At 46.9% G+C, this 13,027-nt stretch carries 9 protein-coding genes; 6 read left to right on the forward strand and 3 right to left on the reverse strand.

Annotation, left to right across the window (positions count from 1 at the left end):
• Positions 1–247: 247 nt before the first annotated feature.
• Positions 248–2,656, forward strand: a complete 2,409-nt coding sequence (locus tag Q4Q46_RS01580) for a S9 family peptidase (protein ID WP_311889469.1) — start codon at positions 248–250, stop codon at positions 2,654–2,656.
• Positions 2,657–3,257: 601 nt separating this feature from the next.
• Here the strand turns inward: Q4Q46_RS01580 and Q4Q46_RS01585 are convergent.
• Positions 3,258–6,281, reverse strand: a complete 3,024-nt coding sequence (locus Q4Q46_RS01585) for a TonB-dependent receptor plug domain-containing protein (protein WP_311889471.1) — start codon at positions 6,279–6,281, stop codon at positions 3,258–3,260.
• 677 nt (positions 6,282–6,958) lie between these two features.
• Here Q4Q46_RS01585 and aqpZ point away from each other — a divergent pair.
• The 3 genes from aqpZ (at position 6,959) to Q4Q46_RS01600 (ending at position 8,674) form a co-directional block, all read left to right on the forward strand.
• Positions 6,959–7,654 carry an aquaporin Z gene (gene aqpZ, locus Q4Q46_RS01590; protein WP_006080745.1) on the forward strand — a complete coding sequence of 232 codons (696 nt, stop codon included), beginning with the start codon at positions 6,959–6,961 and terminating at the stop codon, positions 7,652–7,654.
• Between the two features lie 164 nt (positions 7,655–7,818).
• The gene (locus Q4Q46_RS01595; RefSeq protein ID WP_006080744.1) at positions 7,819–8,199 is read left to right on the forward strand and encodes a DUF2750 domain-containing protein; all 381 of its coding nucleotides are present in this window, start codon (positions 7,819–7,821) and stop codon (positions 8,197–8,199) included.
• A gap of 25 nt (positions 8,200–8,224) precedes the next feature.
• Complete coding sequence (locus tag Q4Q46_RS01600; RefSeq protein WP_006080743.1) at positions 8,225–8,674, forward strand: hypothetical protein; 450 nt, start codon at positions 8,225–8,227, stop codon at positions 8,672–8,674.
• Between the two features lie 96 nt (positions 8,675–8,770).
• Here the strand turns inward: Q4Q46_RS01600 and erpA are convergent, their stop codons facing one another.
• Both erpA and Q4Q46_RS01610 read right to left on the reverse strand, forming a co-directional pair.
• Positions 8,771–9,121, reverse strand: coding sequence for an iron-sulfur cluster insertion protein ErpA (gene erpA / locus Q4Q46_RS01605; RefSeq protein ID WP_006080742.1), 351 nt, complete (start codon positions 9,119–9,121; stop codon positions 8,771–8,773).
• The gene (locus Q4Q46_RS01610; RefSeq protein WP_311905050.1) at positions 9,114–9,917 is read right to left on the reverse strand and encodes a DUF6776 family protein; all 804 of its coding nucleotides are present in this window, start codon (positions 9,915–9,917) and stop codon (positions 9,114–9,116) included. Before Q4Q46_RS01610 ends, erpA begins: the two co-directional genes overlap by 8 nt.
• 74 nt (positions 9,918–9,991) lie before the next feature.
• Between Q4Q46_RS01610 and Q4Q46_RS01615 the strand changes: the two genes are divergently transcribed.
• Positions 9,992–11,716 carry a chloride channel protein gene (locus Q4Q46_RS01615; RefSeq protein WP_006080740.1) on the forward strand — a complete coding sequence of 575 codons (1,725 nt, stop codon included), beginning with the start codon at positions 9,992–9,994 and terminating at the stop codon, positions 11,714–11,716.
• Positions 11,717–11,992: 276 nt separating this feature from the next.
• Complete coding sequence (locus Q4Q46_RS01620) at positions 11,993–13,012, forward strand: aspartate carbamoyltransferase (RefSeq protein ID WP_006080739.1); 1,020 nt, start codon at positions 11,993–11,995, stop codon at positions 13,010–13,012.
• Positions 13,013–13,027 lie beyond the last annotated feature (15 nt).

Raw genomic sequence — 13,027 nt, forward strand, 5'->3', positions numbered from 1 at the left:
AGATACTACCTAAGACTTAGCCCAGTTAGCAAACGAATGAATTAAACTAACTATATAAAATTCAAAATATTAGCTCGTATAAAATCTAAAATAGAGATTTAAACAATATAGAATCGAGTCGAGGCGGGTTGCGACAAAGCAACAGATTGCTTACAACTGCATGACCAATAAAAACTTATGCGTCAACGTCTTACTCCTGTTACAAATTATCTGTGCGGGAGTTATGCACTTTGTTAGGGACCCAAACATGCTTCGTTTAGCCTTGATTTGCATCGGGATGATGTTATGTCCAATTTTTACCCCACAGACCTTAGCACAAGACTACCAAAAACCTTCCTCTGCATTGCAGCAAACCATTAACCACAGTACCAGCCTCACGACACGACTCTCAAACGATCATCAATGGCTGGCATTAATCAGCCCGATTTCGGCGCCGAGCATTGCCACGTTGGCCCAGCCAGAGCAAAAGCTGGCAGGATTACGTATCGCCGCCGAGCAATATTTACCCAGCCGTATTAGCAAACGCTACCACCAACTCAGGCTAATTAATATTCAAAACAATCAGCAGCGAATGATTAGCTTGCCCGGCGGCCATGATATTACTGAGCTGCAGTTTTCCCCCGACAGTCGCTATCTGTCCTATGTGAGCATAACGCCAGAGGGCGGTTACTTATATGTTTACAACCTCGCTCAAGATAGCCACAAGCGCCTGTCAGACAACAGATTGAATGGCACGATTAGCCTTGATTATCAGTGGGCTAACAATAACAGTCTACTCGCTCGCTTTGTGTTAGCCTCCAATGCCAACACAAGCATGGCTCAGGCCGTTTACGCACCGAAAACCAAGGAAACCTCAGGCAAACAAAGCCCGCAGCGCACCTATCAGGACTTATTGAAAACCAGCGCTGACAAACAACGCTTTAGCCAACTGACGACCAGTCAATTGGCCCGAGTGGATTTAGATGGCAAGCTGACAACTATCGCCGCGCCGGGTATTTTTGAGGACTTTTCGGTGTCACCCGATGGGCGCTATATTTTAACCCATCAGCTCACCGCGCCCTTCTCAACCCAAGTAAAGTATTATGATTTTCCAACCTTAACAGAGATTTATAATCTTGATGGCCAACGCATAACGCAACTGCACCAAAGCCAGAGTGGAGAATCTAAGCCCCAAGGAAGAGACTCAGTGCTCCCAGGCCCACGCCAGTTCCATTGGGTTCAAGGGCGAAGCGCAACCTTAGCCTTTACCGAGGCTCTAGATCAGGGCGATAGCCAGCTGGAGGCGCCGCTACGGGACAGTCTATGGCAACTCGACGCGCCCTTTACCCAAAAGGCCAAACTCATCGCCAAAACCCCTTGGCGGATCATCGATATCGACTGGGCGGAGAACAACATCGCCTTAGTGACCCAGCGCAATAGCAAAGCACAGTTACTGCGACTGAGTAGCCTAGATACCCGCCTTGGAGAAAGTAGGCTACAGACGTTGAACGAGCGTAATCTGCGCGATAAATATCAAGAACTTGGAATATTCTCCAGAGAATACACCCAAGGCAAAGGGCATGTGATCCGCCTGCAGCCGACGCAAACCGCAGGGCTTATTCACTACGGCCAAGGGGCATCGCCACAGGGGGATAAGCCTTTCTTAAAGCGCACCTCATTACTGACGGGTGAGTCGTCACTGCTTTGGCAATCGCCAGCCCAGCAATTAGAGTCGGTGCGCTACGTGCTCAATCTTGAGCCCTTACAACTGATTATCAACCGTGAAAGCCCGACTGAAGCCCCAAGCCTTGTCTTAATCGATGGCGCCAAAGAAAGTGTGCTCTACCAACAGGCCGATGAACTGAGTGCGTATCGGGGAATGCAGAAGCAGCTTATCACCTACAAAAGAGCCGATGGCGTGCCCCTGTCTGGCACTCTCTACTTACCCGCCAATTACACCAAGGAGCAAGGCACCCTACCCGTGTTAATGTGGGCCTATCCGCGGGAATTTAACGATCCCGACATCGCGGGCCAAATTAACTTTAGCGCCAATCAATATCCCAGCATCAGCCCTATGGGCCCAATCCCATTAGTCGCCGAAGGCTTTGCGGTGTTTGATAAAGTCTCTATGCCCATCATCGCTCAAGGGGATAAAGAGCCCAATGACAGCTTTCGCGAGCAACTCATTGCCAACGCACAGGCGGCTGTCGATACCTTGGTGGATTTAGGCATTGCCGATCGTAAACAAATCGCCGTAGGCGGGCATTCCTACGGGGCATTTATGGTGGCAAACTTGCTCGCCCATACGGATTTGTTTTATGCAGGCATTGCCCGAAGCGGTGCCTATAATCGCAGTCTCACTCCTTTTGGGTTTCAAAATGAGGAGCGTTACTACTGGCAAGCCAATGATATTTACCAGCAAATGTCACCGTTTAATTACGCCGATAATATCAAATCACCCTTGCTATTAGTTCACGGTGAGATGGATCAAAACTCAGGCACATTCCCGCTGCAATCTGAGCGTTTGTTCGATGCCATTCAAGGCCTTGGCGGTAAAGCAAGATTAGTTATCCTGCCATTTGAAGGACACAGTTATGCGGCTAAGGAATCCCTAGAACACTTGCTCTGGGAACAAAGCCAGTTCTTAAAGGCAAATCTGCCGTCCACAAACCTGTGAGCCAATAAGCTAAATAACGCTTAGCATTCCACAAGTACATCCCATCAAAGGATTGGCGGCATAACCAGCCGCCAATCGCTTAACAAGTTACTGCTATCACTTATCCCTAAATACTGTGTTTATTCAGTATTCAAGAGAGTATCTCCCCCTCACTGGTGCATTGAGCCTCTGTATCTTTAGCCTTTGTCTCTTAGGTCTTTTACTATTCCGCCGTTAGCCTGTTGACTTTATGCTCTGTTTTTCTCACTCAAAGCGCCCCGAAGAGCATTCGCCTATGTGAGGAGCCAAGATTTACCGCGAGAGCAAGGAGCTTGTGTTAACTGCCTGTCTTAAAGCTTAAGTTAAATGCCAGAGTTAAGAGTTTAAGTTAATTACCGTAGTCTAAAACCAGTAAAAGCTTAGTACCACCCTCTCCAGTTTATGGCTTGCTACGTGCACCAAACCTATTACTACGAACTTATTGCGATGAACTGATTACGATGAACTGATTACGATGAACTTATTGATATCCGTGTCTAACGGTGATTGGCAATAAAAAACCGCATGCAGGGAGCCACATGCGGTTGAGCAAACTTAAGTGGTTAGTATCAATTCAACGATATTAGAACTTAAGCTCTGCACCTAGGTAGGCATAGCGACCAACACCACCGCCATAGGCGCTGCTGTAGTTACCATTACCCGTTTCGACTAAATCACCAGTATCGGCCACCCAAGGACCCTGATTGTCGAAAATATTACGCACACCGCCGTATAAACGTAATTCAGCCTGACTTACGTCCATAGTGTAAGACACCGACAAATCGTGGGTGATATACGAGCTGTAGAATAGGAATGCAGGCGTTTCTGGATTGGCTACCGCAGTGGCATCGCCAGCATCGAGTTTGGCTTGGTTTTCGGCTTTCAGCACGTTCCACTCTTCAACTCTATCGTGGCTATCGACCATGGCACTTTTATACTTAGCGCTCCAACGTACACGCCAATCATCATTGCTCCAGGTTAATGAGATTGAACCTCTGTCCTCAAAAATCCCGCTGGCAAGCTCACCCACATAGTCATCTTCAACTAAACCATCGGCGCCATAGTAGCTAGTGCTGAATTCCAACACATGGGTCCAGTTAGTTTTTAAGCTAAGCTCACCGTAACCGTCTAACTGCCACTCGTAGGCCATGGCGATATCAACACCACGGGTGACAATGTCATTTAGGTTCTGTTCCTGTTGGATAACCTGGGTGATTTGCCCTTCAGTATCGCGGCTGATGACCTGACAGTACTCGTTATCGGCGCCATAGGGATTACTCGAGTTATAACATTCGGCCAGAATATCCTCGTTGCTTAGTGAACCAATGGCGTCGGTAACTTTGATATCGTAATAATCGACCGCCAGATTAAAGCCTTCGAGGAAGGCTGGCGCCATGGTAAAGCCTAAGGTATAGGTATCCGCGGTTTCCTCGGTAAGGTTTTCGTTACCAGCGTTCGGCGAATATTTAGAACCGCCCGCATCCTCAAAGATACCGTTAGTCGCAATTGCGGCTGCAATACCAGGGTCTTGGCGACAACTATCATGCCCTGCCCCTGTAGAGGTTGCTGTTACCCCATCACAAATATCGCGAATACTGTCGTAATCTCCGCGGGGTGGAGAAATCAGCTCGGTAATATTCGGCGCACGTTGCGAGCGAGAGTAGTTAGCACGTAGTGCATAGTTGGCAATAGGCTCCCACAGGATACCCGCGCGATAACTCGACATTAAGTCGATGTTTTTCTGGCTGTAATCGGCAAGACGTAATGACAAGTCTAGGTCGAGCCTATTAGCAAAAGCCTCATCCCTTAACAAAGGAAGATTCGCTTCACCAAAGGCTTCCCATACGGTCACATCCCCTTCAAAGGGCGGCACATCGTTAAACGTTATCGCATCGCCACGCATCGCTTTATCGGTATCGACGGCTTGAGTATCACGGCGATATTCGACCCCGAATGCCGATTGCACGCCACCCGCGGGCAATTCAAACAATTCGCCTGAGATAAATCCTAGGGCATTAAATTGCGTGATATCCGTGTTGATATAGGGATTGGCACGGATATAGTCCGCCCCTTCCTTACTGATTGAACCTTCACCAAAGATATTGACGGGAACACAACCCTCGGCCCTTGCCTCTTCACTGGCACATTGGATAGTCACACCATCTGCGGCGTATTCAGCATCCAGAGCATATTGCAGACGACGAATACTGATCTCATTGCTGCGGCGCTGACGCTGTTCAAACTTCCCGTAACCCAGTGAGGCATCCCAGGTCCAAGTTTCAAATAAGTTGCCCTGCAATCCCGCCCAAGTACGCAAAGTAGTACGCTCGTTATCGCTCTCAACGGGCCCAACTTCTTGGAAGCGGCGATCCCAAGTGATGCTCTTGCCTGCTATTGCAGCAATTTCGGCTGGCACATAAGGATTGTTTGGTGAAATACTGCCCGCAGCAATAGTGCCAGGAAGACCCGTTACAGGGTCGATATAGAGTTCAGTGTCGTTATAGTCTTGGCCTTCGGCATCGGTACGACGAAACGCGTTATTGCGGCTAAACTGCACTTGCACATTCGCGCGCACATCGTCACTTAGGTCATAGTTCATTTTGACCGCCGCGGCCAAGGTATCCTCAGGGACTTTTAATAAACCTGTGGTGTAACCGTTATAACCATCACGCTCTTCTTTAAAATCGGTTTTAAGCTCAGTGCCATCGTACCACCAAGAGTTTGATTTAAAGCGGCCACCGATGATGTCATTACTGCGTTCGCGCCAATCGTCTCGGGTAATATCGCGCATACACTGGTCGCCATCGACAGTGTTCATGGCATTACACATTTGCTTTTCATCGTAGGCAAAACTTGACTCGTACAGGGCTCTTTCCCTGTCGGTCGCAAATAACCCATGTTGCTTATCGTAAGTCGCACTGGCGAAGATGTAACCTTTATCGCCATTAAAATCAGTACCATAACCTACATCGACAGTGGTTTCACGACCACCACCTTCGGTGGTTTCACCACCACGGGCGTTAATCTCAAAGCCCGTCTTGTTCTGTTGAGTGATAATGTTCACCACCCCAGCAATCGCATCGGAACCATAAACAGCCGACGCCCCACCGGTAATGATTTCGACCTTATCGACCATAGCGGCTGGAATCGTGCTTAAGCTGACATAGTTACCGCTATAGCTGTTTGATACTACGCGGCGACCATCGATCAAGGTCAGGGTACGGTCTGTACCTAGGTTACGTAAATCAATGGTTGAAAGACCCGTATTTTGCACGCTCGATTGGCTATTTGTACTGCTAACGCCTTCTGCTAATGCAGGAATTTGGTCAACTAGAATATCCGCCAATGATCCAATACCGCTATCGGCGATATCTTTCGCATCTAGGCCCTGCAGTGGAGTACTAAGTGAAAAGCTGTCACGCTTAATCCGCGAGCCAGTGACTGTCACTTTTTCGATGCTTTCTTGTTTATCAGCTACCTCAACTTCAACCCGATTAGCGCTTTCATTCACCGCATTCACTTCAATCGTATCGGCAGCCCATGCTACCGAAGGAGCAATACCAAACATCGAAGCTTGGATTGCCAAGGTCAATAATTTCTTCTTCATCCTTCCCACCTTCACTTTTAGGCATCGCAAACCATTTTTGTTGTTGTTTGGCACTGTTACTTGAATTAATCCAAAAGCCTTAGTCAGCGATTTTTCTTCAAGGACTTTGGTCTAATCATGGCTAGCAACACAGAAACACATAATTAACATTCAAGTAACTCAACCCTTTTACTTTGCCTAGTAATGAGCGACAACGAAATACCCCTCGTTTATTTCCCCGTTTTATATCTATTAAATATCTATTTATTTATTTTCAATAACTTATAAGAATAACTCAACGGCTTGATACGCAAGAGGTGAGGGAAAAGCAATCCCTCAATCACCAGGTTGCCATCTATACAATCTATGCAGGTAAAAAAACAAAAATGGCTAATACCCCAGAAAATCCGCTCATTGACGCAATAAGCCATGATCAAAAATGCACAATATGAAAACCCATCTATGCTTGATCACAGTTATGCCATGTAAACGAACTAAAGTGATTGTTAACTAAGCAGTAAAGACACAACACTCTGATTGTGATGGCCAGCTTTGGCATGAACAATCTGGGCGTGCAAAACTTTAATTAAGGGAATGGTTATTTATCTAGCTAAACTTAACCAGCGAGATAAACAAGGGTTTATGTAATGGCGTCAAAAGCCACACAGACATAAATCGACTAAATAGGAAATCAATCAATGAATATGTCACAAAAAATGGCGGCGGAATTTCTTGGCACCTTATGGTTAGTCCTTGGAGGCTGTGGCAGTGCGGTAATTGCCGCTGCATTTCCCGAGGTGGGCATAGGCTTACTCGGTGTCGCGCTCGCATTTGGCTTAACAGTTCTCACTATGGCCTTTGCGATTGGCCATATTTCAGGTTGCCACCTTAACCCAGCGGTGTCATTCGGCCTTTGGGCTGGCGGACGTTTTCCAGCGGCAGAATTATTGCCCTATATCATAGCCCAAGTCGCGGGCGGGATTGCAGGCGCGGGTATCTTGTATCTTATTGCTTCTGGTCAGGAAGGATTTTCACTTGCGGGTGGATTTGCCTCTAACGGTTTTGGTGAACATTCACCGGGTGGCTACAGCATGCTGTCGGTCATGATTTGCGAAATCGTTATGACACTGTTCTTTTTGATCATTATTTTAGGTGCCACCGATGAACGCGCGCCAAAAGGGTTTGCCCCGATTGCCATAGGTCTAGGCTTAACCTTGATCCACCTTATCAGTATTCCAGTGTCCAATACTTCGGTAAATCCTGCTCGCAGTACAGGTCCTGCGTTATTTGTCGGTGACTGGGCGGTATCGCAGCTCTGGTTATTCTGGGTAGCCCCGATTGTCGGCGCCATTTTGGCAGGCTTTATCTATCGCTACTTCCGCGCGGCAGAATAAACATCGAAGATCTAACACAACAGCGCCCTCTTGGCGCTGTTGTTCTTTTTCTAATCCCGCTCTAATGTTACCATTTAGCCAACTGGTGAATTTTGCTGTGCCCTAGGTTTTTACATTAGAGACACAACAGGCTTCGCCCTATTCAAGCAAAAGAGATATTTTTCATGAGCAAGACTGTTAAAACCCTCGCTGAGACAGCAGCAATGACACCAGAAGCCCGTTACGATTACCTCGTTGAGCAAGTCAAAGAACATAAAGTTCTTTGGACATTACAAGACCAAGACGGTTGCGTAATGCTGACCACTGAAGAAGAAGATTGCATTCCAATGTGGCCAACCGAAGAAGCGGCTGAATCTTGGGCTGTGGATGAGTGGAGCGATTGCCAAACATTAGCGATCCCATTCGATGAATTTCACGAAAGATGGGTGCCAGGCATGGAAGATGACGACCTGTTCGTTGCCGTGTTCCCAGTATTAGATGATTTAGGTGTGGTTATCCCACCTTATGAGTTAGATCAACGATTAGCGCCTAAGCAAAGCCATTAATCTCAATCGCTAAGCGAGAATGTCTATGAGCGAGCAAGAATCGGCTATACCGACACCTAAGGCTGACGCGGCCGTGAGTTCACGTTTACCCAAACGACTGATTGCCCTGCTGCTAGTGTATGTTGTTGCGTCCGTGAGTGGCTTAGTCGCTAAACAAGGCGTGTTATTTTGTCTACTAACACTTTTAATGGTGATTGCCATTATTGGTCGACAAAAGGCGGCGCTTATTATGCTGCGTGGCTACACAGTCGTGCAGCTTGGCTTGATTAGCATGCTGCCAGTAATCATGTACGATCCCGGCAATTTAGTGGTAGGCCCGACGACGGTGCATTTAGGTGAATGGCAGGGCAAACTGCCTGACTATGTGATTTTTATCGCGTTAATCATCTTGTCATTACTGCAAGTCTGGGTCGCTTTTGATAAAAAGGTAAAGGCGTGGTTTAAACCTAAGCTTAACCTGAATATCATGAGTTAAGTTCGTAGCATACTGAATTTTGCCCAACAAAAAGCCGTCATTGCGACGGCTTTTTTGATCTCACTTCACACCTTAAAAGCGCTAAGTGAGCAATCTTTATACAGAGAAACTGGCACCACAGCCACAAGTTGTGGTTGCGTTAGGGTTTTTCACAAAGAAGCGAGAACCTTCGAGTCCTGAAGTGTAATCCACTTCACCACCGACTAAATATTGTAGGCTCATAGGATCGACAACTAAGAGGACGCCTTGTTTTTCTATCGTAAAATCGCCGTCATTGACCTTTTCATCAAAGGTAAAGCCGTACTGAAATCCAGAACAACCACCACCAGTCACATAGACTCGTAGCTTAAGTGCAGGATTTTGCTCTTCTTCCAGCAAACCTTTCACCTTAGCGGCTGCCGCATCGGTAAATTGGATTGGCATTGCTGTATCAGCTTGATCAGTCATTACTACCTCTTACATCAGTTTTCTGGGGCAAATTATCCTTTACCTGACTGTTTTGTTCAAGTATTACCCGTGGTTCTTTTTCACCCTGTAATAACTCAGGGGCACTATAGACATGTTCTGTCTGCGAATTCTTGGTCCAGCGGCTCGAAGGCACCAGCACTTTGACTTTCACTTGCTGTAAACTAAAGCCTGCAGGAACAGTGACCTTGGTATCTATGACCTGAAAATAGCGAAAATCAAATTCCAACTTAGAACCCGTGAGTTTGTTCACACTCAAGCTAACGGATTTCCCCTCCTGCACGCCCATTAATGTCAATTCGACTCGACCTTGAATCGCTTGCTTGCGCTTTTGCAGCTGAGTTAATACCAGTTTGAGATTGTACTCATCGGCTAAAACGCCCGGCGTCATTTCAAGTCCGTGGATGGCGACACCTTCGGCATTATCATCCGGTGTCATAATGCTACGGTAAAACGCCAGCTCATGTTCCAATTCTTTTTGCTTTTTCATCTGCTGGCCAAACATATCTTGCATTTGGGCGTTAGCCTCACGCTCGACGGACAGCTCTAGATTTCGGGTCGCTAGTAATTGGGTCTGTGTTTCTAATTCAGCACTCAAGCGTTGGGTTTTGCTGCTGATGTGTTTAACCACGGGCTCATCACTGCTTAGTAGCAGAAAACTTATCCAAGCCCCAAAAAGAATAGAAACTAACACTAAAAGCGATAAATACACTGAAGATGGACGATACTTGAGATCCATCACTTGCAGCCGATCTAGCCAACGATGATAATTTGGCATTAGGTAACAGCCCCTTATATAAAATACAATCAACTCAAGAACGAGTTCGATACAATACAACTCAGGCCAATGCAGTGCAATTAACGATAAATAAAGTCGCTATTCAACATGCCATAGTCACAGCCAAAAAGTATTTAACCAATGAGCTACGTGACCATTTATCCCAAGCGAGGATCAGTGCACAACTGTGCATACTGGCACTGCTGTTTGCCATTTTCGCATCCTGCGTGATCTTACTGTTTCGACTCTTGCTCGTTTGGGCCAATCATTACACCCAAATACAGGCGCTGGATTTTACGGGGAACGTTGCCGACTGGCGAGCCCTGTTACCACTTTTAGGCGCAATATTAATTTGGATTGTGGCTAAGCTAGGCTCCAAACGTTATAAGCGTATGGGAATAGCCTATGTGTTACATAGAGTTAAACTGCACTACGGTAAAATTCCGCTGCAATCTGCCGTAGGGCAATTTTTTCAAGCATTATTCGCCCTCGGCACCAATTTCTCCGTCGGCCGCGAAGGCCCTGCTATTCATCTGGGTGCTGTCAGTGCCAGTTTTCTCGCCGAAAAATTCAATCTTCCCGATAACAGTGTGCGTATTATGTGCGCCAGTGGCATTGCCGCAGGGATTGCCGCGACCTTTAACGCGCCCTTGGCGGCAGTGATTTTTGTTCTCGAAGTGATTGTCCGCGAATATAAAGTCCATTACTTCTTCCCGATTATGCTCTCCGCGATTTGTGGCGCGGTTTCAAGCCAATTAGTGTTTGGTAATGTGCACGAATTTGACCGTATTCAAGTGATCCACATTCCCTTAGATCACTACCCTATTCTCGCTATCGGCGGCGTGGTATTAGGCTGCGCTGCGGCGCTGTTTAATTACTCACTCTTAAAAGTCACCGCGACGGGGCAAAATTGGCCACTGATTTACCGACTATTATTGGCGGGCAGCGTCACCACGCTAATCGGTCTAGTATTACCGCAAGCCCTTGGCACGGGCGATCTCGCCATTAGCGAAGCCATTAGTCAACATCCAAGTCTGTTGCTGTTAATTGCCCTATTATTTGCCAAAATCATTGCCACTATTGCGGCGATTGGCTTAGGTATCCCCGGCGGTTTGATTGGTCCACTCTATGGCATCGGCGCGCTGCTCGGGGCGATTTTGGCGCTGATCAGTGCCATCTTATTCCCGTCGATCGCTCCATATGTAGGGCTTTACACTGTGATCGGCATGACGGCCATGATGGGCGTATGTTTAAGCGCGCCGCTGGCGGCGTTAGTCGCCCTGCTAGAAATGACCAATGATGCCAGTATTATTCTGCCAGCGATGTTTGTGACTATTCCGGCATTTTTGATTGCCTATCAAGGTTTTAAGACTAACTCTATTTTCTTTAAACAATTAGAAATCATGGGGCTAGGCTATAAAGTTGCGCCAGTAAATTTAGCGCTGCAGAAAAAAGGCGTGCGAGCCTTGATGGATAAACGCTTTGTTATCGTCAATAACAACGATGAATTGTTACTCGAAGTGCTTAAACGGGCAGAAGGTCGACCTGTGCTAGTTCGCAATGCCGATGGCGTTATCGAAATGCTCAGCCTTGAAATGCAATCCTACGATGACAGTACCACACTATCGCGCCATCCCATGCAAGGCTTAAGCGACAGCACTACGCTCAATGAAGCCTATTTACTCTTGTCACCCAAGCGCAGCGGTGAGGTGTTTATCTATCAAGATACGCCCGATAACGTGGTCGGAGTGATCAGTTGGTCGAACCTGCAACAGGAAATTCGCTTAGGCCAAGCCTAGTGCCAATTAATAACATCGATTTAAAACCTGATATCAATTTAAAATCTGACAGTGATGCAAAACCTAATATCGATGCCAAACCTTGATACCAAACCTAAGGTGGCAGATTAAAAGCTTTGGGCTTCATCGCAAAAATCTAACACAGTGGCAATGTGGCTATTTCGTTGCCCCTGTGCTTCTGCTACAATCGCGCCTCAGCCACCCTACATAACATCAGGGCAGATAAGCGCGATACCGCAGCTTAAAATGCCCCCTAGCAAATTGGAAAACAGGCTGATGAATCAGTTCGAAGGATCCCATATCCTCTCCGTAAACCAGTTAGATCTTGACTCAATCCAAACTATTTTTAATGTCGCTAGCCGCATGATGCCCTATGCACTTCGAGAGAAGCGCAATAATGTGCTCGATGGCGCCATTTTAGGTAACCTGTTTTTCGAACCCAGTACCCGTACCCGCGTAAGTTTTGGCTGTGCCTTTAACTTACTTGGCGGCCATGTGCGTGAAACCACAGGTATGGCTTCATCGTCTTTATCTAAGGGTGAATCCCTGTACGATACGGCGCGCGTGTTATCCACTTATTCCGATGTGATTGCCATGCGCCATCCAGACTCTTATTCAGTGAAAGAGTTTGCCGAGGGCAGCCGCGTCCCAGTGATCAACGGTGGCGATGGTTCGAACGAACATCCGACTCAAGCTCTACTCGATTTATACACTATCCAAAAAGAACTCAAATGTGCCGGCCGCGGTATCGATGGCATGCACATAGCAATGGTCGGCGACTTAAAATTTGGCCGTACCGTGCATTCACTATCACGCTTACTCTGCATGTATAAGAACATCAGTTTCACACTGATTTCACCTGCTGAATTAGCGATGCCTGATTATGTGATCTCCGACATTGAAAATGCTGGCCATAGCATCAAAATAACCGACCAGCTTGAAGGCCATTTAGATAAAGCAGATATTCTGTATCTCACTCGCATTCAGGAAGAGCGCTTCCCTTCACAGGAAGAAGCGAATAAGTATCGCGGCAAGTTCCGCTTAAATCGCAGTATTTACACTCAGCATTGCAAATCTAACACTGTCATTATGCATCCGCTTCCAAGGGATTCACGCGCGCAAGCCAATGAGTTAGATAATGATTTGAACAGCCACCCTAATCTCGCTATCTTCAGACAGGCGGATAATGGGCTGTTAATTCGCATGGCTTTGTTTGCATTGACACTCGGCGTTGATCATCAACTCGAAAAATATGAGTGTCCGGTTAATTGGTATTCACGTAAAGCCGATCGCTAGTTGGCTACAGACTTT

Origin of the sequence: Shewanella vaxholmensis, assembly GCF_031932135.1 — a bacterium.
In the GTDB taxonomy this organism is placed as follows: domain Bacteria; phylum Pseudomonadota; class Gammaproteobacteria; order Enterobacterales; family Shewanellaceae; genus Shewanella; species Shewanella hafniensis.

Excerpts from the sequence above, each read along its gene's own strand:
- Q4Q46_RS01580 (WP_311889469.1), top strand. The coding sequence starts at position 248 with ATGCTTCGTTTAGCCTTGATTTGCATCGGGATGATGTTATGTCCAATT.
- Q4Q46_RS01585 (WP_311889471.1), bottom strand. The coding sequence starts at position 6,281 with ATGAAGAAGAAATTATTGACCTTGGCAATCCAAGCTTCGATGTTTGGT.
- aqpZ (WP_006080745.1), top strand. The coding sequence starts at position 6,959 with ATGAATATGTCACAAAAAATGGCGGCGGAATTTCTTGGCACCTTATGG.
- Q4Q46_RS01595 (WP_006080744.1), top strand. The coding sequence starts at position 7,819 with ATGAGCAAGACTGTTAAAACCCTCGCTGAGACAGCAGCAATGACACCA.
- Q4Q46_RS01600 (WP_006080743.1), top strand. The coding sequence starts at position 8,225 with ATGAGCGAGCAAGAATCGGCTATACCGACACCTAAGGCTGACGCGGCC.
- erpA (WP_006080742.1), bottom strand. The coding sequence starts at position 9,121 with ATGACTGATCAAGCTGATACAGCAATGCCAATCCAATTTACCGATGCG.
- Q4Q46_RS01610 (WP_311905050.1), bottom strand. The coding sequence starts at position 9,917 with ATGCCAAATTATCATCGTTGGCTAGATCGGCTGCAAGTGATGGATCTC.
- Q4Q46_RS01620 (WP_006080739.1), top strand. The coding sequence starts at position 11,993 with ATGAATCAGTTCGAAGGATCCCATATCCTCTCCGTAAACCAGTTAGAT.